Source organism: Burkholderia sp. L-4 (genome assembly GCF_056856535.1).
This window is the reverse complement of sequence record NZ_JBXEOX010000002.1, coordinates 2,287,793-2,311,094: the sequence shown is the minus strand read 5'-3', so window position 1 is coordinate 2,311,094 and position 23,302 is coordinate 2,287,793. Positions and strand designations below refer to the sequence as shown.

The window sequence follows — 23,302 nt, the reverse complement described above, 5'->3', positions numbered from 1 at the left end:
TTCAGTAACCGCCGCCGCCGCCTCCGCTTCCTCCCGAGCCGCCATAGCGGCTCATGCCGGGTCCTTGCGACACGCCGCTGCCCGACGACGTACATCCCGCCGACAGGACAAGCATCAGCGCCGCGATCAGCATCGCGGCCAAGGTTGCCGATTTCATCGCGATCTCCTTGCAGCGCGCAGGCCGCCGGACAGGCCGGTTCGCATGAACCGCGCGTCTGCGCGATGACGAAACGCGTCGGGCGGGGCGTTTATTCCATGGTTTTTGCCTATCGCCGTGCGCGAAGCGGCCGGATCGACGGCGGCGGGCGTCGCCTTGGTACACTCCGGCACGCCGTCATTCCGATTCCGACTACAAGAACCATGAGTGCTACCGTCGAGCGCCCGCCGCGCCATTCCTCGCGCCTGTCCCGCCGTGCCGTACTCGGCTGTCTGTCGTTTGCCATCGGCGGCCCGCTGGTCGCGTCGCTCGTCTGGCCGGCGGTGATGCTGATCGCATGGTCGCTGATCGACGGCCCGTCATGGCACGTGCTGACAGTCAGCGCCGGCATGGTGCCGCTGATTTTCTTCGCGTCGTTCGTGTTCGGCTACTTCCTGCCGGCGATGGCGACCGGCGGGATCATGGGCGCGATCGGCCCGCAGGTCCGGCGGCGCTGGTTCGTGCTGCTGGGCACGATCGTGGGCGCCGGCGCGATGATCGGTTATGTCCTGCTCGTGGCCTGGATGATCAAGGCCGACAAGGTGGGCGACATCAACGCGATCGCGACGCTCGATGCGATCGTGACGTCCGCGGTGATGTCGCACTGGCTGCACCGGCGGCTCGAACGGCGGCGTTGAAGGCGACGTGCCGCGCGACGAGCGCCTGCGCGGTGACGCGCATGAGCCGGGCAAGCCGGACGGCACCGGGCGGCCGCGACTGCGGCCGGCGGCCTGCGTTGCCTTCCCTTGGCACGAATGCCGCCCGCGCGGCGGTGGATCAACGGATCAACGATAGACGAGATCGGCGCGGCGGTTCTGCGCCCACGCATCCTCGTCGTGGCCGAGCGCGACCGGCTTTTCCTTGCCGAGGCTGACGGCCTCGAGCTGCGTGGCCGGGACGCCGAGCGTCTGGAGCGCGCTGAACACGGCCTGCGACCGGCGCTGGCCGAGCGCGAGGTTGTATTCGGACGTGCCGCGTTCGTCGGTGTTGCCCTGGATCAGCACGCGGCGCGCGGGATGGCTGCGCAGGTAGTCGGCGTGCGCCTGCAGCAGCGACTGGAACTCGGGCTTCACGGTGTACTGGTCGAAATCGAAGTAGATGCTGCGCTTGGCAAGCGGGCCGTTCGGATTGTCGAGCTCGTCGGCAGACACCGTCGCGACGGCTTCGCTCGAAGGCGTGGGCGCCGCGCCGGCATTCTCGGGCGTTTTCGCCGCGTTGTGGCAACCCGCCAGCAGTACGAAAATTGACAGGACCGCAAATCGGTTCATTTTGCTCATCGTTCGTCTCCAGCGGTTGACTGCGTTGAAAGCGCGGCGCGTGCGGGCTGCACGCAGCTGTACGGCCGCCATGGCGCGAAAGGGTCGGCTTCGTCGACGTGATGCAGGTTCGTAAGCCGGTGGTGCGCCAGATGAAAGAGTGTTGCGGCCGGAACGCCGAAATACGGCGTCGCTGCAAACAGATTAGGAAAAATGTCACATCGTGACCAGTTTCTTCGCATTTTTTGCGCAAACGCGACAGTCGAGCGGCATTCCTGTTCCCGCCCGCCGCGCGCGGTGAGCCGAGCCACAGCGATCAGGTCGCGCTTTTGTGCGGCCTGATCGCGCGGCTCACGGCGATCGGGCGTGCGGGATACCGTCCGCCGCCGCCTCGTCAGAACTTGTGCCGCAGCCCCAGCGCGACGACCACCTGGTTGCTGTTCGCCGACGGCGTCAGCGTCCAGACGGTCGCATTGAACGCCGGATTGCCGTTACCGCCGCTCACGCTCTGGTAGACGCCTTCGAGATAGGCGTCCGTGCGCTTCGACAGCGCATAGTCGGCCTGAGCGACGACCTGGTTCCATTTCGGGCGCGTCTGGCCCGTGCGTGTGTCGAAGCGGCCCATCGTATACGTGTATGCGGCGGCGACGCTCAGCGCACGCGTGACGAAGTAGCGGCCGTCGACCGTGAAGTTGTCGAACACCAGCGATTCCCCCTTCAGCGGTGCGATGTTGCTGCCCTGAAGCACGCCCGTCACGCCGTCGGTGGTCGAGTGCGACCACGCGGCGCCGACCGAGTGCGGCCCGAACGCATAACGTCCGGCCATCGCCCAGATCTGCTGGTTGCCGCCCGTGATCGTCGCCGAGCCGTCGGCCGTGCTCAGTGCGCCGTCCGGGTTCGGCGCATTGCGGTCGCGGCTGATCTTCAGGTAGCCGGCGCCGAGCTTCAACGGCCCGTTCGCATACGACACCCCCGCGCTCCATGCCGCGTTGTTGGAGAACTGGCCGGCCGTGTTCGAGAAGCCGAACATCGCGCCGAACGTCAGCCCGCGATACGTCGGGCTCGTGTACTTCACCGCGTTGTTGATGCGGATGTTGCGGTTCGAATCGTCGTTGTCGTACGGGTGGACCGCGAGGTTGCCGCCCCAGCCGGGGCCGGACGCGCCGAGCGGCGTCACGAAGTCGAGAATCAGGTCGTACTGGCGGCCGAAGGTGAACGTGCCGGCCGTCTTCGAACTCACGCCGACCCAGGCCTGACGGCCGAACAGGTCGACGCCTTTCTGCGACAGCTTGCCGTTCGTGCCCGAGAAGCCGTTCTCGAGCGCGAAGACCGCGGCCATCCCGCCGCCGAGGTCCTCGCGGCCGCGCAGCCCCCAGCGCGATGCGTTCAGTGCGCCGCTCGTCAGCGCGACGGTGCCGCTGCCGGGCGATCCCGCGCCCTGCGTGCGCTGGTTGGTCGCGTAGGTGATCGACGTATCGATCAGGCCGTACAGCGTCACGCTGCTCTGGGCGTGCGCGATGCCCGGTGCGATGCCGGTCAGGCAGGCGGCAATGACGGTCCCCGCGACGCATGCGCCGGCATGCTTGTTCATCTGGTAGGAGTGCATAGGAGTTTTTATCGTTGATCCGGCGCGATGGCCGGCGGGTCGCATCGGCGTACCGGCCGACGGATCGAGCGGCCATTATTGGAGATCGTGCGGCCGTCGATTAAGGCGTTGCACAGGAAAGGTCCTCTGCGAAATCGAATGGAATCGCGAGGGCGGCTGCGGGGATTCAGGCCGGAGCGGGACGTGTGTCGCGGCGTCCGGCGGTTCGAGCCGGGGGCGCGTGATCGTTCGTCGAACGCTTAACGGCGGGCCATCGCCAGCGCGGTGTCGAGGCCGCCATTCCGATACGCGGCCCGCACGGCGCTCGCCCGGGCTTCGAGCGCGTCGGGCGTGAGTCCGCGTCGCAGCCGGACGGTGACGCGCGGCAACGCGGCGAGCTGGTTGCGCAACTGCACGATCGATCGGCAGCAACGGAAGGCCGACGATCGCGCATCGGGGCACGACGCGGCCTCGGCTAGCTCGGCTGCCCATTCGACACCGCGATGGCGCCTGGCTTCGTCCAGATGCGGCAGATAGCGCGCGTCGCCCGATAGCGCGATCAGCAGGGCTGCCCAGTGCGCGCCGCGCCATCCGAGTGGCATGTCGCCCGTCAGGTAGCAGCGTGTCGTCGAGCACGGACAGGCTTTGCTGGCACAGGGAGTGGAAGTCGAGCGGCCGATAGCGAACCCGCGGGTAGTCGCGCAGCACATGCTCGAGTTCGTAGCCGGCATCGACGGCAGCAGCCAGGAACGATTCGGCCGGCGCAGGGCGGTTCAAGTGCAACGTCGGCGCGCACAGGAAAAGCCGGCTGATGTCGTCGGGGTAGTAGTGCATCGCGAATGTCGGGCGGGGGCGGCGCAAACCTGCTACTGATCGCCCGACAACAGCGCGGTGTAACGCCGCTGCATTTCATCGGATTCGACCGCTTCGATCGTCTGTCCGATCAACCAGTCGTAACCGAACGGGTCGCGGATCCGGCCGGAACGCTCGCCGTAGAACTGATCCTGGATCGCGCGTGTCAGGCTGGCGCCGGCCGCGATGGCGGCGGCGATCGTCGCGTCGGCGTCGTCGACATGAAGATGGAGCGCCATCGGCGCGTTGCCCGCCGGGTCGAGGGCGAAGAGATCGTATTCCGGGAACTCGTCCGAGATCATCAGCGTGCACGGCCCGAGCTGCAACTCCGCGTGACCGATGCGTCCTGACGGTTCGACCAGACGGAATTTTTCGCGCGCGCCGAATGCCTTCGCATAGAACGCGATGGCATCCTCCGCGCGTTTGGCGCGCAGATACGGAAAGACTTCGTGAATCGCCATGGTGCCCTCCGATCAACGGCGAGAGTGTGGCCCGATCCTATCGGGCATTTCGCGTCCGGTCTTGAACAAAATTGACCGCCGCCGTGGCGGCAGCGCGTCAGAGCGGTACGTGAAAGCCGTTCGCGCTCGCGCGTCGCCGGTACTGTTCCGGCGACAAGCCGGTGAATTCGAGGAACTCGCGATTGAAATGCGGTTGATCGGCATAGCCTGCGAGCGCGGCGGCATCGGCCCACGAGGCGGCCGGTTCGGCCGACAGCCCGTCGAGCATCTGCCCGAAGCGGCGCACGCGGCCGTAGCGTTTCGGCGGCATGCCGACCGCGTCGCGAAATCGTGCGACGAAGTGACGGTGACTGCAGCCGATCTGCTGCACGATTGCACGTACCTCCGTGCCGCGATTCAATTGCGCGATCGATTCGGCGATGGCCGGGTCGATGCCGGCCACACGCGGCAGCCGCGCCGTCAACAGCGTTTCCCAGAGATCCAGCCGCGCAGCGGCGGAATCGATTTCGCCGAGCCGGTCGCGTAGGCCGGAAGCGGCGGCGCCCCACAAATCGTCGAGCGACAGGTGCAGGCCGTAGAGAGACGATGCCGGTACACCGGTGACGAGCCGGACCGCGCCCGGCCGAATCAGCGCGCCGACGGTCGGTACCGGAACGGCGACGTCCTTGATATACGGGGCCGCCCGTGGGCCGCCGATCACGGCGACGCCGATCGTTCGGCCGGTCTGGTCGGCGGCGTGATCGAAGAGGCGCAACGGATCCGCGTCGAGCCGGATCGCGAGGTGGACCGCGCCGGTCGGCAGCACGCGCTCGCGGCAATGTTCGTTTCGGATCGGAAACGGCGGATACGAGGCCCACACCGAGTCGATGAAGAGCCGCAGATATCCGCCGGGGCGGCGGCTGAGGATCATGGGTTCCCGTGATCGTCGGCGGCACGGCGCGCGGGATGCGCGGCCAAGCCGTTCGGTGCTGATCACGCGGATTCTACTGCGGATGGCGGATGGACGCCGACGTTGTCGGCGTTGCCGGGAGGCATGGATTGACGCCATCGGCGGGAGGCGCGCCGCGGATGCGACGGCGCCTGCGGACGGAGGAAGCCGCGGGTTCGGGCTCGATGCCAGACCGTTCGCGGGAATGACAGTGCCGCTCGACGAACGGCGGGTGCCCATGCGCCCGCGATCCCGAGGCCGGAATCCACCAGGACGAGACGCAAATCCACCGGGAACGGCGAGGGGGCGGGGCAGAATAGGGCGAGCGTGGCGACTGCCGGCCGGCGTCGGCAGATCGCCGGTTCACGACAATTCCACTACTCTTCACTGCGTTCCCGATGCCCAATATCTTGCGTCGACTCCTGTCGGCACCACGAACGACGGCGAGCGTCGCATTCGTCGCCAGCCTGCTCACCGGATGCGCTGCCGTGACTTCGTCCGCTCCGGCCGATCCTCAGCAGCAGTTCGTTGCCCAGCAGCGAAACGACAACATGCGGTACCTCGATAGCCTCGCCGCGTACAAGCCGTTGTTCGAGAATCCCGGCGGCTATAGTCGCGCGCAAGTGCTGGAAAAGTACGACGCGATGCTCTATCAATACTCGGTCGCTGCGGTGAGCTGGGTGCGCGCGATGTATCCTGCCGCCCGGCAAACGCTGCCGCCCGCTCTTCAGCCGTTGCCCGCGCCGTCCGGGTCGCTCGGTATCGCGGACGTGAACCGGCACTACGAGCATGCGCTCGGCATGAACGTCGGCATGTGGGAGATCAGCATGGCCGCGGATTTCGGCAAGCCGTCGAAACTGGCGGTGCCGAGATATGACGGTCCGGTGCTCTTCATGCCGGTTGCGCCGCCTTTCCCGCCGCTTCAGGATGTTCGCGATCCGCAGTTCGCACGGCTGGTGATCATGACGAAGAAAGTGGATGCCGAGCAGAAGGCGGACCTCGCTCGACAACGTGCGGAGACCGCGAAACAGATGGCGGAGACCGCCGCGAGGCACGCGGCAAACCATCCCCCGGGACCGAATCCGCTCGACTCGATCGATCCGCGGACCGGATTGCCGTATCCGCAGCCGCAGGTAGAGACCCAGCGCTGGTGCACGATGATGGGCAATGGCGTTGGCGGGCGGGTGCCGTGTTGACGCGCGGGGACAAGCGGATGTGAGCGGTCGACTGGAATCGATCAAGCTCGCGCATGCTCGACGGGATGACGAAATGGGTCAAAAGTCGCCGGTCGCGCACCGGAGGGCGACGCCCGGGCGATTTCACGAATCGTCGCTCGTGGCGTCGTGGATCAAGGCATACCTGACTTCGGGCCGCAGCGAGTGATCGACCAGCCGCTGGCACGGCGCGTGAGCGCCGGCAAACCGCTGTCACCGGTGCTTCATTTCCTCGGCTTCCACCGCGGCGAGCCGTTCCTCGCTTGCGGAAACGGATTCCATGGCTTCGTCGATCGATGCCAATGCAAACTCGCAGGCCAGTTTCGTTTCCTCGAAGGTACGCTCCGGCGCATCATCGTCGCTTGGCGGAGGGGCAAGCATGTCTCCGAGCATCATTGCCAGCTCGGGGGTATCCCATTGCTCGCCCCTTTGCTTTTTCCGCTTGATATAGTGCCGGATTTCCGTGTCCTGCTCCGGCGAGAGTGGGAGATGTCGAAACGTGTTGCTTGGGCTGGCGTCGATCATGATGTTGCTCCCGAGTTTGAAGTCGGCGGGTGACGAAACAGGGGCCTATTTGCCGCAGCGCGCCCCTTGAATTCCCGCGAGGCGCCCTAGCAGCTCGTCCACTTGGAGTTCAAGGACCTTGTTTCGATCAGATTGCCTGCGGAGTTTGTCGAGCCTGACTCGCCAATATGCAGGATCGCTTACAGACGATTTGTTGATGAAGGCGTGCTGTGCTCGTTCAAGCAGCCCGATGGCTCGCCTGATATGGACCAGCTCGCGTTCCACATCGCAGTACCAGTTCATGTTCGCCGCCTTTTGATTAAGATTTGCATCTCGACTTGATGCCCGGCGAGAACACGTGGATTCCGAAAAGCGGTACAAGAACCGGTTCTGTGCGGTGCAGCTGCCGCACGGCGCGACGAGTTGAAGAGATTGGGAAATACGGTGCCCAAGCCATGGCAAGGCCCAAGCTGGAGGGGGGAGTCGGCGGTTCGCGCATACGGCCCGGATGAACCCATCATACGCGTATCGCCGGGCGCGCAACCGTTTTATTTCGGCCGCGACGAGGCGTGCGGGCTCGATGTTTTCTCATCACGTCGAGAGGCGACCGGGCAGCTTCGGCTCGATGTCACGGGCACGCCAGAGCGCGACCATCGCGCGGCGGGCGCGGGTACCTGCAGTCGGCGCGCTTCGAAAATCTGCGTCACCCTGCGCTACCTGTTCCGTGTATAGTGGGTCTCCCCTTGTGGAGTCACCAACATGCCGACATATCCGCTTCTTCTCTACAAGGGGTACGAACTTCATCCTCTTGTCTTCGCCCGCACGTTCATCCGCTTCGACAGGCATTCGCGTTATGCCGAAGGGTATGACATTGCGGTGCGCATATGCCGTCCGTCCTCGATAGCAAGCTCCCCCGCAAGCCGCGTTTTCCGGCTGAACCAGCCGCACACGTTCTCCGATTTCGGAGTGGCACGGCGTGCGGCACGACAGCAAGGCAAGGACATCATCGACGGGAAGGTGAGCGGGGCTTCGGTCGTGGATTTCTGAAAGCGGTCTTTCCCCGTTCTCCCGGACGGGTTCACTCGCCCGTCATACGTCGCTCGAACTGAGCCGGGCTGACGAAGTTCGGCGTCGACCGTCGACGGTGCGGATGGCGGAAGCGCTCGATGTAGTCGAATACACCGGCACGCGCTGCGTCACGCGCGCGATAGACGCGTCGGTTCATGCGCCCGATCTTCGGGGTGCTAACAAACCGCCCACGGCGGCATTGCCCCGGCAACCGTGTCGACGGTTCGTGCTACAGGTAATGGCTGCTTGCCCGAGTAGCGACCGGAAGCCTTGACGGGTGTGCCGGGCGGATTCAAACGGTCGTCGCCACACTCAATCGTCAAACTGATTTCGGGTACGCGTCCCGCGCTTCCGCCGGTGTCTTCGGGCATCGCGATCGCGCGTCGATTCAGGCCAATGAGCAAGCCGCCCGTCCCAACGCGCGGTATTCAGCAACATTGGCTGGATATCCGGACGGGCCGGGCGCCAGAGCAGACAAGACGCTCCCGTCGGTTTCCGCGCCGGCCGCCTTTTACGCGTCTTTCAGCCAGGGCATTTCGACGGGCGACACGACCAGTTGCCGGAATTCGCGTTTCAGATCGAAGATGAACCCGACCAGGATCATGGATTCGGCGTAGGGAATCGGAAAGACCTGCGGATTTTCCGGCGTCCGCAGGGGACGCTCGGGCGTGTCCGCTGTCGCCGCGGCGTTCTCGCGCACGCTTTCCAGTTCGTCCGCCATGGGGAAGCCACCGACTTCCAGCACACGGCTGCGCAGATCGCTGAAGGGCTCGACGCGCGCAGCGTCTTCGTGATATTCGGGCACTTCGTAAACGAACCAGGACATTGTCGTCTCCCATGAGAAGGGGCGCTATTCTAACGCCGCGCGACGATCCGGCGAAGATCGGTCATGTCGTGCGATGGCCGCGGGTGCCGCGAGGCAGTCCGGCAGAGGCGATTTCTGACGAGGCGGGCCGCTGCCGAGGCGCCGACAGCATGGCGGTCGCGGGGAACCGGCCCGGCACGGCGACCGGTTCCCCGCGTGCAACAGCTCGCACGGCCGCACGGAGCTTGAAGGCCCGGTATCGCGCTCAGCGGACGAGGGCTGCCGCGAAGTCGCGATACGTCCGCAGCGGGCGGCCGAGGATCGCGGTCAGCCGCTCGACATCGCCTGCTTCCGGCACCATGCCGTCGCTGACGTACCGCTCGGCCATCAGCCGCATTTCGTAGGCCATCCATTTCGGCATGAACTGCGCGAAGTTGTGTTCGAACGGCGAGGGATCGTCGCCGCCATAGGCAATCGGGCGGCCGAGCGTGTCCGACCAGACGGCCGCCAGTTGCGGGCCCGTCAGCGTGTCCGGCCCGACCAGGTTGAGCGTCTCGACCGGCAGCTTGCCGGGCGCGTCGTGGCGGCGGATCAGTTCGAGTGCCGCCACTTCCGCGATGTCGCGCACGTCGACCATCGCGACGCCCTTGCTGCCGATCGGGATCGGGTAGATGCCGTGCTCGACGATCACGTCCTTGACCATCGATTCGTTATCCATAAAATACGCCGGCCGCAGGATCGTCGCGCTGAAGCCCATCTGCTCGATCATCCGCTCGGCGCCGGATTTCACCGCGAAGTGCGGCACGTTCACGAAACGGTCGGCGTGCAGGACGGACAGATAGACGACGCGCTCGATCCCCGATTCGCGCGCGAGGTTCAGCGCGATCAGTGCCTGTGTGAATTCGTCGCCCGCCACGCCGTTGAGCAGAAACAGCGTGCGTACGCCGGAGAAGGCCGTGCGAAGCGCGTCGATGTCGAGCATGTCGCCCTGCGCGACGGTTACCGCGGCGGGGAAGTCGGCTCGGGACGGATCGCGTACCAGCACGCGCACGTCGACGCCGCGATCGACGAGTTGACGGACGACCTGGCGGCCCACACGGCCGGTGGCGCCGGTTACGAGAATGGTCATGATGTTCGCTCCTGGAATTTCGGTTGGGTTGACCTGCCCACGTAAGGTAGGTGATCCACAAACGATCCGGAAGGTGTGGTAAATAGACGTATCGTCTCACTGGTGGAACACATGGACCTCCTTGCGCTCGCCGATTTCAATCTCGTCGCCCGTCATGGCAGCTTCGGCGAAGCCGCGCGGGTGGCGGGGCGCCCGAAGGCGACGCTGTCGCGCCGCGTCGCGGAGCTGGAGAACAGTCTGTCGCTGCGCCTGTTCGAGCGCGGCTCGCGCGGCGTGAAGCTCACGCAGGAAGGGCGCGTGCTCTACGAGCGGACGGGCACGCTGCTCGCGGAACTCGCGGACAGCGCGTCGGCGATTGCGTCGGGGAGCGAGCGGCCGCGCGGCCGGCTGCGCATCAGCGCGCCGATGCTTTTTTCCCAGTTCGCGATGGGGAAGCTGGTGGCGACGTTCGCGCTGAAATACCCGGAGATCCGGCTCGAGGTGACGACGGAAGACCGGCCCGTCGACATGATCGAGGAAGGGTACGACCTCGTGATCCGCGTGAACCCGGACCCCGACGAAAGCCTGATCGGGCGCGTGTTCCTGCGCGACCGGCTCGTCGTCGTCGCGAGGCCCGAGCTGGCGCGGCCCACCGGCGATGCGCCCGTACCGGCCGTCGTGCGCGGGGGCGACGGCCGGCGCACCGCATGGGACGTCACGGGGCCCGCCGGAGCATCACGCATCGCGATCGAGCCCGTGGCCCGGCTGTCGTCGCTGGTCATGGTGCGCGATACGGTGCGTCTGGGACTGGGCGCGGCTTGCCTCCCGGTATCGCTCGTGAGCGGCGATCTGGCCGCCGGCACGCTCGTCAGCTGGGGCGACGTACCGGGCCCCGAAATCGCGCTGTGGGCGCTGTATCCGTCCCGGCGATTGCTGAGCGTCCGCGTTTCCGCATTTCTCGATCACCTGAAGGATGCGTTCCCGTCCGGAAAGCCGGAAGAACTGGCTGCCTATACCGAACCGGCGCGGTGAAACGGCGCCGGCCTCGGTTCGCACGCCTTGCCGCACGAGGGCGAGCGAGGGATCGTGACGTCCCGCCTCCGCGCGGCGCGACGTTCGGCGGACAGGCGCTGACCGAAACCGGCGAGGCCACGCCGATTGATAACCTTGTTGCATCAATCCTTCCAAAAATCGCACTTATCGTTTGATCGATGCCGGGCGAACATTCGACAAAACGACAATCCACCATCCCCTCCCGCGTATTTCAGGTTTTTCAGGAGACACCCAGATGCACCCCTCGTCCAGCCTTCCGGCCGAACGTTCGAAGGCCGCTGCGATCTTTCGCGTCACGGCCGGCAATTTTCTCGAGCAGTTCGACTTCTTCCTGTTCGGCTTTTACGCCACGCAGATCGCCAATGTCTTCTTTCCCGCGCAAAGCGAGTTCGCGTCGTTGATGATGACCTTCGCCGTGTTCGGCGCCGGCTTCCTGATGCGGCCGCTGGGCGCCATCGTGCTGGGCGCGTACATCGACGAGGTCGGCCGCCGCAAGGGCCTGATCGTCACGCTGTCGATCATGGCGAGCGGCACCATCCTGATCGCGTTCGTGCCGGGCTACGCGACGATCGGCCTGCTGGCGCCCGCGCTCGTGCTGATCGGGCGGCTGCTGCAGGGCTTCTCCGCGGGTGCCGAGCTGGGCGGCGTATCGGTCTATCTCGCCGAGCTGGCGACGCCCGGCCGCAAGGGCTTCTTCACGAGCTGGCAGTCGGCCAGCCAGCAGGTCGCGATCGTCGTCGCGGCGGGCCTGGGCTTCGCGCTCAACCAGTGGCTGAGCGCATCGGCGATCGCATCGTGGGGATGGCGCGTGCCGTTCTTCGTCGGCTGCATGATCGTCCCGTTCATCTTCATGCTGCGCCGCAACCTGGAGGAAACCCAGGAGTTCAAGGCTCGCAAGCATCGTCCGGGCATGAAGGAAGTGTTCGGTACGCTGGTCCAGAACTGGGGCATCGTGATCGCCGGCATGATGCTGGTCGCGATGACCACCACGAGCTTCTACCTGATCACGGTGTACGCGCCGACCTTCGGCAAGACGGTGCTGCATCTGAGCACCGCCGACAGCCTGCTCGTGACGCTTTGCGTCGGTGTGTCGAATTTCGTATGGCTGCCGATCGGCGGTGCGCTGTCCGACCGGATCGGCCGCCGTCCGCTGCTGGTCGGCATGACGATGCTCACCGTCGTGACCGCCTACCCGGCGCTCTCGCTGCTGGCTCACGCGCCGTCGTTCGTCAACATGCTGCTCGTCCTGCTCTGGCTCTCGTTCATGTACGGGATCTACAACGGTGCGATGGTCGTCGCGCTCACCGAAGTGATGCCGGTGCAGGTGCGCGTCGCGGGCTTCTCGCTCGCCTACAGCCTTGCGACGGCCGTATTCGGCGGCTTCACGCCGGCCATCTCGACCGCGCTCATCCACATGACGGGCGACAAGGCCGCGCCGGGCTACTGGATGAGCTTCGCCGCGGTGTGCGCGCTGCTTGCGACTTTCGCGCTCTATCGTCACCGCACGGCGACGCTCACGCCGGCGCATTGATGTCCGGCCCATCCGGAACTTCACTCACACACGAATTCGCATGACCACGACCATGAGAAATCCGCTCCTGAAATTTTGCGTCACCGCGCTCGTCGCCGCCTCGGCGTTTGCTGCCAACGTACAGGCGGCCGAGCTCCACGTGATGAGCTCGGGTGGCTTCACCGCCGCCTACAAACTGCTCCGCCCCCGTTTCGCGGCCGCGACCGGCAATACGCTCGACACCGCGCTCGGCCCGTCGATGGGCCAGGCGCCCCAGGCGATTCCGAACCGGCTCGCGCGCGGCGAGCCGGCCGACGCCGTCATCATGGTCGGCTACGCGCTGGACGAACTGATCAAGCAAGGGAAGGTCATCCCCGGCTCCCGCGTCGAGCTGGCCGACTCGCGCATCGGCATGGTGGTGCGCGACGGCGCGGCAAAGCCGGACATCAGCACCGCAGAAGGTCTCAAGCAGGTGCTGCTGCACGCGAAGTCGATCGCCTATTCGGACAGCGCGAGCGGCGTGTATATCGAACGCGAACTGTTCAAGAAGCTCGGCATCGAGGAGCAGGTGAAGTCGAAGGCGAAGATGATCCCGCGGATTCCGGTGGCGTCGGTCGTCGCGAACGGCGACTATGAAATCGGCTTCCAGCAGGTCAGCGAGCTGCTGCCCGTCCCCGGTGCGACCTTCGTCGGCAAGATTCCCGAATCGCTGCAGTCAGTCACGCGCTTCGCTGCCGGCATCCCCGTCGGTGCGCAGCATCCGAAGGAAGCGAAGGCGCTGCTGGACTATCTTGCGTCGCCCGACGTGCAGGCCGACGTGAAATCGACCGGGCTGGATTCCGCATCCGCTCATTGAGCCCGATCGGCGGGAAGGCCTGCGTCAGACCGCCTTCCCGTCACCGCCGGCCGGCATCTGGCGTGGCCGTGTTTTGATCGGGCCCGCCAGGGGAGGCCGGCCCGGCCATGGCGAGCCGCTGCGCCAGGCGTGTCCGATCGCACGCGCCTTCCCACGACGACACGAAGATCACCGCGCAGGCATTGCTGATCACGCTCGTCAGCGCTCGCGCCTCGGACATGAAGCGATCGATGCCGACCAGCAGCGCGACCCCGGCGACGGGCAGGTCGGGCATGACGGCGAGCGTCGCGACCAGCGCGACGAGCCCGCTGCCGGATACGCCGGCCGCTCCCTTGGAGGTAAGCAGCATGATCGCGAGCATCGTCGCGATCTGCGACGCGGAGAGGGGCACGTCGCACGCTTGCGCGATGAACAATGCCGCGAGCGTCAGATAGATCGCCGTACCGTCCAGATTGAACGAATAACCCGCCGGCAGCACGAGTCCCACGACGCCTTTGTCGCAGCCGAGCGCTTCCAGCTTGACGATCAGACGCGGCAGGACCGGCTCCGTGGACGATGTCGCGAGGACGATGAGCAACTCTTCGCGCATGTAGCGCAGAAGCCGCCACAGCGCGAAACCGTGCAGTCGCGCGAGCGGTGCGAGCACCAGCACGACGAACAGCACGCAGGCCACGTAGAAGGACGCCATCAGCTTCGCAAGCGAGCCGACCGACCCGATGCCGAATCGGCCGACCGTGAACGCCATCGCGCCGAATGCGCCGAGCGGCGCGAGCCGCATGATCATCCCGAGCACGCGAAAGACGACCTGGGCGACACCGTCGATCAGCGCAAGCACCGGCCGACCGGCCCGCGGATGCGCATTCAGCGAGAAACCGAACAACAGCGACAGCAGCAGCACCGGCAACACTTCGCCTTTGGCAAACGCGCCGAGCATCGTGTCCGGAATCATGCCGAGTCCGAACGCCACGAGGTCGCGCGGCTCCGCATGCTTCGCATACGGAGCGAGGATGCTCGCGTCCAGGTGGTGGACATCGATGTGCATGCCGGCGCCCGGTTGCAGCACGTATGCGGTGACGAGCCCGAACGCGAGCGCGGCGGCGGTCAACAGATAGAAGAGCGCCAGCGCCCGCACGATCGTGCGGCCGATGGCCTTCCCGTCCGCCAGCGACGTGATGCCCGAGACGATCGTGCAAAAGACGATCGGGGCGATGGTCATCTTCACCAGGCCGACGAATGCATCGCTGAGGGGCTTGAGCATCGCGCCCGCCGCCGGCCATGCGTGACCGATGCCGATGCCGAGCAACATCGCGAGCAGAACCTGCACGTAAAGCGATCCAAGCAGTCTGGCCAACCTCACCATCCGTTCCTTCGTGTCTCTCTGTGGTCGTTATGCCGATGCGCCGCTGCTGGCGATACCGCCACGCCTGGCCTCGATGACCATCTGATGGAATGCCTCGGCGGCCGGCGTGAGGGGGCGTCCGCGCCGCTTGACGATGCCCACGCGTCGTTTGACGACCGGTTCGACGAGCGGCACGCTCGTGAGTATAGGGTGGTCATGCCCGGGCATCGCCATCGAAGGCACCGCGGCGACGCCGAGCCCCGCTTCGATCAAGCCGAGCAGGGTCGTCACGTGGCGTGTCTCGCAGACGCTCGGCGTGCGCGGCGCGACGGCAGCCAGCGCCTGGTCCAGCAGCAGACGGTTGCCGGAAGTCTTGTCGACCGACACATAATCGTGCTCGTAAAGCTCGCTCCAGGTCACGCGCTTCTTGCGAGCGAGCGGGTGATCGCGGCGACAGGCGGCAACGAACCGCTCCTGGAGCAACACCTTGAACTCGATCTCCGCTTCCTGGCTGCCGATGAAACTCACGCCGAAATCCGCCTCGCCGCTGATGACGGCCCCGAGCACCTCGTTGGCGCTTGCATCGAGCAGTTTCACCCTGATGCGCGGAAAGCGCTGATGATAGCGCGCGATGACGGCGGGCAGGAAGTAGTAGGCGACCGACGGCACACAGGCGATCGTCACATGGCCCAGGCGACTCGATGACACGTCGCGAATGCCGAGCAGCGCGGCATCGAGGTCGTCCAGCAGTTGTTCGGCACTCTGCGCGAACACGCGACCGACGGTGGTGAGCGAGACACTGCGCGTGGTGCGCTCGAAGAGCCGCACGCCGAGCGCTTCCTCGAGCTTGTCGATCCGGCGGCTCAGGGCCGGCTGGGAAATACTGACGGCGTCCGCGGCCTTTCGGAAGCTGCCCGTTTCCACGACGGCGCGAAATGCCTGCAAGTCGGTTAAATCGAAGTTGATCGCCACGCACAAGTCTCCACCACGCTAATGGCGAGCATTGTGCATGATTCCGCTCGCGCCATGCGTGTCCCGCTGTCCACGCGGCAACGATAACGCGGCGCGGCGTGCTGCCCGGCCGCGCCGCGAACCGATCTTCCTTGAGGCGCTTCCTAACTGGCGGATGCGATCAAGGCGCGCTGTTCGGAGCTTGCGGCGCAGTTGATCCGCGATGACCGGTTCGCGATCAAGCTGTTCGATGCGATGGTGAGGAAGATGCGGCACGGTCCACGGAGGTGACGGCAAGGCGTTGCCGGCCGAACGAGGCGGTCGCACGGAAAGTGGCGCGGCCGCGGCAAGCGCTCGTTCGAGCCAGCTGCGGGCGCACCGCCGCTTCGCGTCTCCGCGGCGGCTGGCTACGCATCGTATGCGGTTGATAGATCTCGCGCTTCTCACGAGATCACGGCTGTCGTGGCGGGGGGGTGGTCCACTTTCCACCAGCCCGCTAGCCCTATTTCGCGCCGACAAATATCCCCCATTCTGGAGAGCACCTTCCCACCGCGAGGGGCTAACAGAAAAAAATCGGCTCATTACACTGCGCCCGTCGCATCGCCGAGCAGCCTCGACGCGGCACATACGGAGCGCGGAAGCGTTACGACCGGAAAACGAAAGACCTGGGGGTAAATCGTCATGAGAATGCGTTGGGGGATCATCGCACCCGCCACCTTGCTTGCTGCCACCGCGCATGCGCAGAGCAGCGTGACGCTCTACGGCAAGATCGAGGACGGTATCAACTACACGAGCAACGCACGCGGCCACGGAACCGTGCAATTGCAAAGCGGCTATGACTACGGCAGCCGCTGGGGTATCAAGGGCACGGAAGATCTTGGCGGAGGCTACCAAGCGATTTTCACGCTCGAAAGCGGTTTCGACGTCAACACCGGCAAAATGAACCAAGGTGGCCGGGAATTCGGCCGCCAAGCCTTCGTCGGCATCGCGTCGGATCGGTACGGCACCCTGACGTTCGGTCGCCAGTACGATCCGAGCGTCGACATCTTCTCGCCGCTCACCGCCAACGGCAACTGGACCGGCTACCTGTTCTCGCATCCGTACGACAACGACAACACCGACTACTCGTTTCGCGTGAATAACGCGGTCAAGTACGTGTCGCCGGTGTGGCACGGCGTCACCGCGGAGGCGATGTACGGATTCAGCAATCAGGCGGGTGGCTTCGCGAACAACCGCCTGTATGGCGCCGCGCTGCAATACCAGCAGGGCGGGCTGACGGTCGGCGCGTCGTATTTGAAGATCAATCACGCAAGCAATGCCGATTCGACCGGCGCGATCACCGGCGACAATACGTTCGACGCATCGTCGCAGCAGAACATCGGCATCGGCGTGAATTATGCGTTCTCGAACGCGCTGGTGGGATTCACGTATTCGCACGTCGACGTCTACGATCCGACTTCGAACGCGTATTTCACCGGTACGACGCAGCCGGCGGGCGGTGCGTGGAAATCGTGGAAGTTCGACAACTTCGAGGTGAACGGCCTCTATCACTTCACGACCGCGTTCTACATCGGCGCGGCATATACGTACACTCAGGCCCGCGTCGCGTCGACGGTCGGCGCGTTCAATCCGAAGTGGCATCAACTGAGCACGAAGTTGAATTACGACTTGTCGAAACGCACATCGGTATTTGTGGAGGGCGTCTATCAGCATGCGATGAACGCGCACACCGGAACCGACTTCGACTACGCGTACATTCCGGGCGCCGCCGATATCTCGTCAGGCCCGAATCAATATGTCGCGCGTATCGCGCTGCTACATCATTTCTGACACCAATGCCGTTCGCGGAGTCATGCAGCCTCCGCGACCCCCATCTCACCCCTCAATCGCCGACACGAGATCCGGTTCGACAGGAACCGACCGATCTTGCTGCGGCGGGTTACCGACCCGCTGTCGTCGGCGATACACCGCCAACCGCCGCGTGCCGCATCGCGCGCGCGAAACTGCCTGACGGTGTCCGCATCACGGGCCAAGACCTCGCCATGACGCGCCCCATCGATCGTCGCTTTCGTGGATCTCCATGCACTGCCGGCCCGGGGCGGTACCGATTCACTTTCGCAGCGGCGTGCGCGATCAAAGCGGCAGCACGGAAGTCTGCTTGATCTTCTGCATCGGAATCTCGGTTTTCACGCTCTGCACGCCGTCGATCCGGGTCAGGTGGTCGATCTGGAATTTCCGATAGGCGTCGATATTGGCGGTCACGACGCGCAGCAGGCAATCGCAATCGCCCGCCATCAAGTGGCATTCGAGAACCTGTGGAAGACGTTGGACCACCTCGGTGAAATGGTCGACGGTTTTCGCGTCCTGGCTTGTCAGCCAGATGCGGACGAAGACAGTCAGCCCCGCACCGATCTTCGATGCGTCGAGCAGCGCCGAGTAGCGCTCGATGACGCCGGCCTGTTCCAGCTGCTTGACTCGACGCAGGCACGGCGACGGCGACAAGCCCACCTTCTGCGCCAGTTCCACATTCTGGATTCGCCCATCTTCCTGAAGCACGCTCAGAATGCGACGGTCCATTTCGTCCAGTTCGATCACGGCCATTGACCCAGCTTGTTCGATTGAGGCACACGATGCCTGAATGTTCGACTTTTGAAGCATTGAATTGCCAAAGCGGTTTCATCTTAGGTCGAACACGCAACCGGAAATTATTTTTTCTACGATAAATTTTTGTCCGTAGCAGCCGGAACGGTCCCGCTGCCGATCAAGGAGCAAAAGATGAGCGCCAGTCCTGTCCAGGACTTCGAATTCGAAAGAAATCCTCACCCTGTCGAGGCCGCCGAGCGCACCGCGCTGCTCGACAATCCCGGTTTCGGCCGTGTCTTCACGGACCACATGGTGACGATCCGGTACTCGGCGGAACAAGGGTGGCATCACGCGAAAATCGGGCCGCGCGAGTCGTTTCGATTCGATCCGGCGACGCTCGTGCTGCACTACGCGCAGGAAATTTTCGAGGGCTTGAAGGCCTACCGGTTGCCGGACGGCGGCGCGGCCTTATTCCGTCCCGATGCGAATGCGCGGCGCTTTCGCCATTCGGCCGAACGGCTCTCGATGGCACCGTTGCCGGAGGCGATGTTCGTCGAATCGGTACGCGCGCTGGTCCGGGCCGATCGTGACTGGATTCCGGCGTTCGACGGGGCGGCCCTGTATTTGCGTCCGTTCATGATCGCGACGGAGGCGGTGCTCGGCGTGAAGCCGTCGCCCGAGTACCTGTACTGCGTGATCGCGACGCCGGTCGGCGCGTACTTCAAGAGCGGCGCGTCGGGCGTGACGCTGTGGGTGTCGGAACACTACACGCGGGCGGCACCGGGCGGCACGGGCGACGCGAAATGCGGCGGCAACTATGCAGCCAGCCTGGCTGCCCAGGCGGAGGCGATCCGCGAAGGCTGCGAGCAGGTGGTGTTTCTGGATGCGGTCGAACGCCGCTGGATCGAGGAACTGGGGGGGATGAACGTGTTCTTCGTGTTCGACGACGGGTCGATCCAGACGCCGCCGCTGAACGGGACGATTCTGCCAGGCATCACGCGCGCGTCGTTGATCACGCTGGCCCGGGATATGAATTACACGGTGCGGGAGGAGGGCTACACGATCGAGCAGTGGCAGGCGGATGCACGCAGCGGCCGTCTGGTCGAGGCGTTCGCATGCGGCACGGCGGCGGCCGTGACGGCGATCGGCCGGGTGAAGGGCCGTGCGTACGACTTCACGATCGGCGATGGTGGCGCGGGGCCGGTCACATTGCGCCTGAAGGCGGCGCTGCTCGATATCCAGAACGGGCGCGAAGCCGACCGCCACGGCTGGGTGGACCACGTGTTTTGAGTTCGGCAACGCGGCCCTCACGACTCGCGAGGGCCGTCATGAAAGCCGCGGCCGGCGTTTGGCCGGAAGCTGCCGCGCTGCCTCTTGGAATTCTTCGATCATGTCAGCTGTTTCGTTGTCGCGTGCCATTGACCGCCTGTTTATTGTCGACCCCGGTCTTCATCGGCTGCTGGGCGGTGTGCGCGCCGCGCTGGCGAGCTTGCTCGCCGGCGCGTTCGGCATTGCATTGGCGCTTCACCTCGGTTTTGCGATCACCACCGGCGCCGTTGGAATACTTTTTGCGATGATCGCACCGCTTTTCCTGCGTGATGCTCATCGGCTGGGCTGGTACGAATCGCTTGCATGGCAGTACGGCGTCGCCTGCGCGAGTTTCGCCGCGGCTGCCTTCGTGAGCGCTTGGCCAGCCGTTGGCAAGGCAGGTTTCGTGTTCGTCCTGTTCTGTTCGATGCTGTGCCAGACCCGGGGGCCGCGCACGATCGGATGCGCGTTCCTGGCGATTGCCATGTACTACCTCGGTCTCTATCTGCATCCGATCGCGCCGCAGGTCGGCCGCATGCTGGTGATGTCGATCGCAGGCCTCGCGAGTGTCGTATTCGTCTGCCGGACGCTGTTGCCGATGCATGCGGCGCGCACGCCCCGGCTCATCGCGCGCTCGGTATCGCTGCAAGCGGCATGCATCGCACGGAGTGACGTGCCGGCCGCCGGCGCATCGGACGCGATGGCGCATTTACTGGCGCTGAACGAGGCCGCCATCGCACTCGAGCATCACGCATCGACACTCGATGAAGGCGACGCGCACGCGTTGCACGCCGCGCTCGTCGCATTGGAGATCGCGGCGGCTCGACGCGTGCTGAACCACGATCGGACCGACGTTGCCGCCGCGGCGCTACGCGCCGCGATTGCTCGCTTCGATACCGTAGCCGGCGAAGTGGTGGCGCGCATGACCGTCACACGTCCGCCGGTGACGCCGCAGCGCGCGCCCGTGGTTCCGTGGATCGCCGGATGGCGCACGCTCGCATGGTTGCCGGCGATCCGCGCCGCGGCGGCTGCGTTCGCCGCGATGTTGATCGGCGAGACGCTGTCGTCGGAGCGGTGGATGTGGGCGGTGCTCAGCACATTCGTCGTGTTCTTTGGCACGTATTCGTGCGCGGACACGATCTATCGCGGCGCGCAACGTGTCGCCGGTACGCTCGCCGGCGCGCTCGCGAGCGTACTCGTCGTTGGTGCCATTCATCATGCGAATGCACTCGTGGTCATCGTAATGGGCGTTTGTGTGTTTGCCTGGGCGTACCACATCCTGCATGCATACGGGCGCGGTGTTTTTTTCCTCACGGTGCTGATCGGCCTCGTCTATGCGCAACTGGGGTTCGAGATCGGCCCGCTTGCCGAACTGCGTATCGGCGAGGTGTTGATCGGCTGTGCGGTGTCGCTCGCGGCGGCGATGCTGGTGATGCCGCTGGCGGCGTCGCGCCACATTGCGACGCGCTCGCACAGCCTGTTGGCGGCGCTGCGCGAACTCGTGCACGAACGCGACGACGGCACGCGGCCGGGGTCGGCGCAGACGCGCGCGGCCGATCGCCGTTTTCACGAGGTGCGCCTGGCCATCAGGCCGCTGGCCGCGTGGCGCATGCGCCGGGTATCCGGCGATGCGCGACGGTTGTCGGACACGCTGCGCTACTGCTGGCTGTATGGCCGAATCGTAGCGACACGCCTGCCTGTTGATGCCGATGACCCGGTGGTCGCATTCGAGCGGCATGCGCGCGCGGTCATCGTTACACGAATCGATGCGTTGATGCGCGATCTGGATCGCAGCGGCTCGATTCGACTCGATGCGGCCGCGCACGTCGCGCACGGGCCGCTCTCAATGTCCGGTGATCATCCGTTACCGCCCCAGCGGGACCTGGCCCGGCTCGACGCGAAGTTGATCGAACTCAATCGGGTATTCGAGGACGCGCTGTTCGGAAAGAGCCGGGCAAGGAACGATGGTCGGGACAACTGCGGCTCTCGCATCACTCCCCCCTTGCTCGCCGACACGAGTGCGGGTGCGACCGGAACCGGCTGATCTCGCCGGCGCGGGCCGCCGACAGGCCGTCGTCGGCGGTACCCGCTATCCGCAGATCATTCGGACGATCGTCCAGCGCATTGCCCGGACGGGAGCATTCGCGCGACCGATGTTCCGGTCGCGATACGTCGTTCAAGCATCCGGATCGAGCGCGAGCCGGATCGCATCGCGAGTCCTGCCTCGTGCCACGGCGGCCTGCATCGTGCGGAATGGCTCGATGAATCTCGCGTGGGCATCGAGGCCCAGAGCGGCGAACGGCTTCGAGTTGAGGATCGCGAGCGGATCGCCGCTTCGCACGCGATCGAGATCCGCTGCATCGAACCGCGGTTCGCTGACGGCGAACGGGTGGCCGAGATCGTCGATACCCTTCAGGTAATGCTGAAAGCAAGCCAGCAGCAGTGCTTCACGGCGCATGTCGCCGTTGCGCGCGATCAGTGCCCCGATGGTCTTTTCATGAAACACCGGGATCTTCGACGTGCCGTCGTGCGCGACGCGCAGCAACTGGTCGCCCAGTGCGGCGTTGCGGAAGCGCGCGAGCGTATCTTGAGCATAGGCGCGCGCGGACACGCCGTGCGGCAGCGTGAGGATCGGGCCGACGTCCCGGGTAAGGAAGGTGTCGAGCAGCGCGGCGAGATCGCGATCAGCCATTGCGTCATGGACGAAGCGATGTCCCAACAGAATCGCCGGATAAGCGAGCAACATGTGAGAAGCGTTCAGCATGCGCCCCTTCATTGCCTCGTACGCATGGACGTCGTCGCGCAATTCGACACCCGCGGCGTCGAATGCCGGGCGTCCAGCGCTGAAACTGTCCTCGACCACCCATTGCGAGAACGTTTCGGCAACGACGGGCGCCGTATCGTCAATGCCTGACGACCGGTTGGCGCGCAGGCGAACCGCGTCCGTCACCTGCGGCGCGATCCGATCGACCATGCTGTTCGGGAACGCGACGTAACGCTCGATCCAGGCAGCGAGATCGACGTCGACCGCACGCGCGAAATCGAGCACCGCGCGTCGTGCGGTATCGCCGTTACCGCGCAGATTGTCGCAGGACATCACGGTGAAGGGCAGTACGTTCGCGGCACGGCGCCGTCTGAGCGCTTCGACGATAAACCCGAACGCGGTACGGGGTGGCCCACCCAGGAGATCGTATGCGACGTCGGGCGCATCGAACCGAAATGCGCCGGTCGTCTCGTCGAGGTTGTAACCACCTTCCGTGATCGTCAGCGATACGATCCGGATCGCTGGATCGGCAAGCCTGGCCAGTACCGCCTCGGGATCGCTCGGTGCGTGCAGATACTCGATCATGGCACCGATGACGCGCACGGTTGTCGTGCCGTCGCTCGAGAACTCCGTCAGCGTATAGAGGCAATCCTGTGCGCGGAGCGCATCGGCCTTTGCGATCGAGGACCGGCTGTTACCCAGCCCGATTCCGCATATTGCCCAGTTTTCGTGACCGGGCAGATGCAGCAAATGGTCGATGTAGCGCGCCTGATGTGCGCGGTGGAAATTGCCGACACCGATATGCGCGATGCCCGCCGTCAGGCGATGATGATCGTATCCAGGAACGGCGACGTGCGGCGCGGCCCGTCCGATGGTGGCATGGGAGAGCGGCTGGAGCGCGGCATCCTCGCGCTCCAGCATGGAAGCGTTGTCATTCATGATCATGGGGGGTTTCCTGGTC

23 protein-coding genes are annotated in these 23,302 nt (G+C 65.2%); 9 read left to right on the top strand and 14 right to left on the bottom strand.

Annotated elements, in window-relative coordinates; translation table 11 throughout:
• Position 1 precedes the first annotated feature (1 nt).
• Complete coding sequence (locus AC1VVG_RS27330; protein WP_034191349.1) at positions 2-157, bottom strand: hypothetical protein; 156 nt, start codon at positions 155-157, stop codon at positions 2-4.
• A gap of 65 nt (positions 158-222) precedes the next feature.
• On the opposite strand from AC1VVG_RS27330, the gene AC1VVG_RS27325 reads away from it, so the two are divergent.
• Positions 223-834: a hypothetical protein gene (locus AC1VVG_RS27325; protein ID WP_482836836.1), complete on the top strand. Its 612-nt coding sequence runs from the start codon at positions 223-225 to the stop codon at positions 832-834.
• 147 nt (positions 835-981) lie between these two features.
• On the opposite strand, the gene pal is transcribed toward AC1VVG_RS27325, so the two are convergent.
• The 5 genes from pal to AC1VVG_RS27300 all read right to left on the bottom strand — a co-directional run bounded on the left by pal (position 982) and on the right by AC1VVG_RS27300 (position 5,518).
• On the bottom strand, positions 982-1,473 hold the full coding sequence (pal, locus tag AC1VVG_RS27320; RefSeq protein WP_034191351.1) for a peptidoglycan-associated lipoprotein Pal: 492 nt from the start codon (positions 1,471-1,473) through the stop codon (positions 982-984).
• 373 nt (positions 1,474-1,846) lie between these two features.
• On the bottom strand, positions 1,847-3,058 hold the full coding sequence (locus AC1VVG_RS27315) for a porin (RefSeq protein ID WP_082744611.1): 1,212 nt from the start codon (positions 3,056-3,058) through the stop codon (positions 1,847-1,849).
• Between the two features lie 239 nt (positions 3,059-3,297).
• Positions 3,298-3,639 carry a hypothetical protein gene (locus AC1VVG_RS27310; protein ID WP_482836835.1) on the bottom strand — a complete coding sequence of 114 codons (342 nt, stop codon included), beginning with the start codon at positions 3,637-3,639 and terminating at the stop codon, positions 3,298-3,300.
• A gap of 264 nt (positions 3,640-3,903) precedes the next feature.
• Entirely contained in the window at positions 3,904-4,350 is a 447-nt protein-coding gene (locus AC1VVG_RS27305) for a VOC family protein (RefSeq protein ID WP_482836834.1), read from the bottom strand.
• Between the two features lie 97 nt (positions 4,351-4,447).
• Complete coding sequence (locus AC1VVG_RS27300; RefSeq protein WP_482836832.1) at positions 4,448-5,518, bottom strand: AraC family transcriptional regulator; 1,071 nt, start codon at positions 5,516-5,518, stop codon at positions 4,448-4,450.
• Between the two features lie 158 nt (positions 5,519-5,676).
• Between AC1VVG_RS27300 and AC1VVG_RS27295 the strand changes: the two genes are divergently transcribed.
• Positions 5,677-6,474 carry a hypothetical protein gene (locus tag AC1VVG_RS27295; RefSeq protein ID WP_482836830.1) on the top strand — a complete coding sequence of 266 codons (798 nt, stop codon included), beginning with the start codon at positions 5,677-5,679 and terminating at the stop codon, positions 6,472-6,474.
• Positions 6,475-6,705: 231 nt separating this feature from the next.
• On the opposite strand, the gene AC1VVG_RS27290 is transcribed toward AC1VVG_RS27295, so the two are convergent.
• Complete coding sequence (locus AC1VVG_RS27290) at positions 6,706-7,017, bottom strand: hypothetical protein (RefSeq protein ID WP_367188430.1); 312 nt, start codon at positions 7,015-7,017, stop codon at positions 6,706-6,708.
• A gap of 738 nt (positions 7,018-7,755) precedes the next feature.
• On the opposite strand from AC1VVG_RS27290, the gene AC1VVG_RS27285 reads away from it, so the two are divergent.
• Positions 7,756-8,043 (top strand): hypothetical protein, encoded by a 288-nt coding sequence (locus AC1VVG_RS27285; RefSeq protein ID WP_080288006.1) that lies wholly within the window; start codon positions 7,756-7,758, stop codon positions 8,041-8,043.
• A 31-nt stretch (positions 8,044-8,074) separates the two neighbouring features.
• Here the strand turns inward: AC1VVG_RS27285 and AC1VVG_RS27280 are convergent, their stop codons facing one another.
• The 3 genes from AC1VVG_RS27280 to AC1VVG_RS27270 form a co-directional block, all read right to left on the bottom strand.
• Positions 8,075-8,221: a hypothetical protein gene (locus tag AC1VVG_RS27280; RefSeq protein ID WP_154233829.1), complete on the bottom strand. Its 147-nt coding sequence runs from the start codon at positions 8,219-8,221 to the stop codon at positions 8,075-8,077.
• Between the two features lie 354 nt (positions 8,222-8,575).
• Entirely contained in the window at positions 8,576-8,890 is a 315-nt protein-coding gene (locus AC1VVG_RS27275) for a hypothetical protein (RefSeq protein WP_034191355.1), read from the bottom strand.
• Between the two features lie 244 nt (positions 8,891-9,134).
• The gene (locus AC1VVG_RS27270) at positions 9,135-9,998 is read right to left on the bottom strand and encodes an SDR family oxidoreductase (RefSeq protein WP_034191356.1); all 864 of its coding nucleotides are present in this window, start codon (positions 9,996-9,998) and stop codon (positions 9,135-9,137) included.
• Positions 9,999-10,109: 111 nt separating this feature from the next.
• Between AC1VVG_RS27270 and AC1VVG_RS27265 the strand changes: the two genes are divergently transcribed.
• The 3 genes from AC1VVG_RS27265 (at position 10,110) to AC1VVG_RS27255 (ending at position 13,396) form a co-directional block, all read left to right on the top strand.
• On the top strand, positions 10,110-11,009 hold the full coding sequence (locus AC1VVG_RS27265) for a LysR family transcriptional regulator (protein WP_482836828.1): 900 nt from the start codon (positions 10,110-10,112) through the stop codon (positions 11,007-11,009).
• 256 nt (positions 11,010-11,265) lie between these two features.
• Positions 11,266-12,561 carry an MFS transporter gene (gene tcuC, locus AC1VVG_RS27260; protein ID WP_034191358.1) on the top strand — a complete coding sequence of 432 codons (1,296 nt, stop codon included), beginning with the start codon at positions 11,266-11,268 and terminating at the stop codon, positions 12,559-12,561.
• 52 nt (positions 12,562-12,613) lie between these two features.
• Positions 12,614-13,396: a substrate-binding domain-containing protein gene (locus AC1VVG_RS27255; protein ID WP_482836826.1), complete on the top strand. Its 783-nt coding sequence runs from the start codon at positions 12,614-12,616 to the stop codon at positions 13,394-13,396.
• A gap of 40 nt (positions 13,397-13,436) precedes the next feature.
• Here AC1VVG_RS27255 and dctA read toward each other — a convergent pair whose 3' ends face one another.
• Positions 13,437-14,753, bottom strand: coding sequence for a C4-dicarboxylate transporter DctA (dctA, locus tag AC1VVG_RS27250; RefSeq protein WP_473376063.1), 1,317 nt, complete (start codon positions 14,751-14,753; stop codon positions 13,437-13,439).
• 30 nt (positions 14,754-14,783) lie between these two features.
• Positions 14,784-15,707 carry a LysR family transcriptional regulator gene (locus AC1VVG_RS27245; protein ID WP_034191665.1) on the bottom strand — a complete coding sequence of 308 codons (924 nt, stop codon included), beginning with the start codon at positions 15,705-15,707 and terminating at the stop codon, positions 14,784-14,786.
• Between the two features lie 660 nt (positions 15,708-16,367).
• Between AC1VVG_RS27245 and AC1VVG_RS27240 the strand changes: the two genes are divergently transcribed.
• On the top strand, positions 16,368-17,516 hold the full coding sequence (locus tag AC1VVG_RS27240) for a porin (protein WP_034191366.1): 1,149 nt from the start codon (positions 16,368-16,370) through the stop codon (positions 17,514-17,516).
• A 303-nt stretch (positions 17,517-17,819) separates the two neighbouring features.
• Here AC1VVG_RS27240 and AC1VVG_RS27235 read toward each other — a convergent pair whose 3' ends face one another.
• Entirely contained in the window at positions 17,820-18,278 is a 459-nt protein-coding gene (locus tag AC1VVG_RS27235; RefSeq protein ID WP_482837224.1) for an Lrp/AsnC family transcriptional regulator, read from the bottom strand.
• A gap of 183 nt (positions 18,279-18,461) precedes the next feature.
• Between AC1VVG_RS27235 and AC1VVG_RS27230 the strand changes: the two genes are divergently transcribed.
• Positions 18,462-19,559, top strand: coding sequence for a branched-chain amino acid aminotransferase (locus AC1VVG_RS27230; RefSeq protein WP_482836824.1), 1,098 nt, complete (start codon positions 18,462-18,464; stop codon positions 19,557-19,559).
• 100 nt (positions 19,560-19,659) lie between these two features.
• The gene (locus AC1VVG_RS27225; RefSeq protein WP_482836822.1) at positions 19,660-21,621 is read left to right on the top strand and encodes an FUSC family protein; all 1,962 of its coding nucleotides are present in this window, start codon (positions 19,660-19,662) and stop codon (positions 21,619-21,621) included.
• A gap of 132 nt (positions 21,622-21,753) precedes the next feature.
• Here the strand turns inward: AC1VVG_RS27225 and AC1VVG_RS27220 are convergent, their stop codons facing one another.
• Complete coding sequence (locus AC1VVG_RS27220; RefSeq protein ID WP_260435874.1) at positions 21,754-23,286, bottom strand: mannitol dehydrogenase family protein; 1,533 nt, start codon at positions 23,284-23,286, stop codon at positions 21,754-21,756.
• Positions 23,287-23,302 lie beyond the last annotated feature (16 nt).

Bases quoted from the DNA above. Each gene is read 5' to 3' on its own strand.
- AC1VVG_RS27330 (WP_034191349.1), bottom strand. From the start codon at position 157: ATGAAATCGGCAACCTTGGCCGCGATGCTGATCGCGGCGCTGATGCTT.
- AC1VVG_RS27325 (WP_482836836.1), top strand. From the start codon at position 223: ATGACGAAACGCGTCGGGCGGGGCGTTTATTCCATGGTTTTTGCCTAT.
- pal (WP_034191351.1), bottom strand. From the start codon at position 1,473: ATGAGCAAAATGAACCGATTTGCGGTCCTGTCAATTTTCGTACTGCTG.
- AC1VVG_RS27315 (WP_082744611.1), bottom strand. From the start codon at position 3,058: ATGCACTCCTACCAGATGAACAAGCATGCCGGCGCATGCGTCGCGGGG.
- AC1VVG_RS27310 (WP_482836835.1), bottom strand. From the start codon at position 3,639: ATGCCACTCGGATGGCGCGGCGCGCACTGGGCAGCCCTGCTGATCGCG.
- AC1VVG_RS27305 (WP_482836834.1), bottom strand. From the start codon at position 4,350: ATGGCGATTCACGAAGTCTTTCCGTATCTGCGCGCCAAACGCGCGGAG.
- AC1VVG_RS27300 (WP_482836832.1), bottom strand. From the start codon at position 5,518: ATGGGCACCCGCCGTTCGTCGAGCGGCACTGTCATTCCCGCGAACGGT.
- AC1VVG_RS27295 (WP_482836830.1), top strand. From the start codon at position 5,677: ATGCCCAATATCTTGCGTCGACTCCTGTCGGCACCACGAACGACGGCG.
- AC1VVG_RS27290 (WP_367188430.1), bottom strand. From the start codon at position 7,017: ATGATCGACGCCAGCCCAAGCAACACGTTTCGACATCTCCCACTCTCG.
- AC1VVG_RS27285 (WP_080288006.1), top strand. From the start codon at position 7,756: ATGCCGACATATCCGCTTCTTCTCTACAAGGGGTACGAACTTCATCCT.
- AC1VVG_RS27280 (WP_154233829.1), bottom strand. From the start codon at position 8,221: ATGAACCGACGCGTCTATCGCGCGCGTGACGCAGCGCGTGCCGGTGTA.
- AC1VVG_RS27275 (WP_034191355.1), bottom strand. From the start codon at position 8,890: ATGTCCTGGTTCGTTTACGAAGTGCCCGAATATCACGAAGACGCTGCG.
- AC1VVG_RS27270 (WP_034191356.1), bottom strand. From the start codon at position 9,998: ATGACCATTCTCGTAACCGGCGCCACCGGCCGTGTGGGCCGCCAGGTC.
- AC1VVG_RS27265 (WP_482836828.1), top strand. From the start codon at position 10,110: ATGGACCTCCTTGCGCTCGCCGATTTCAATCTCGTCGCCCGTCATGGC.
- tcuC (WP_034191358.1), top strand. From the start codon at position 11,266: ATGCACCCCTCGTCCAGCCTTCCGGCCGAACGTTCGAAGGCCGCTGCG.
- AC1VVG_RS27255 (WP_482836826.1), top strand. From the start codon at position 12,614: ATGAGAAATCCGCTCCTGAAATTTTGCGTCACCGCGCTCGTCGCCGCC.
- AC1VVG_RS27240 (WP_034191366.1), top strand. From the start codon at position 16,368: ATGAGAATGCGTTGGGGGATCATCGCACCCGCCACCTTGCTTGCTGCC.
- AC1VVG_RS27230 (WP_482836824.1), top strand. From the start codon at position 18,462: ATGAGCGCCAGTCCTGTCCAGGACTTCGAATTCGAAAGAAATCCTCAC.
- AC1VVG_RS27225 (WP_482836822.1), top strand. From the start codon at position 19,660: ATGTCAGCTGTTTCGTTGTCGCGTGCCATTGACCGCCTGTTTATTGTC.
- AC1VVG_RS27220 (WP_260435874.1), bottom strand. From the start codon at position 23,286: ATGATCATGAATGACAACGCTTCCATGCTGGAGCGCGAGGATGCCGCG.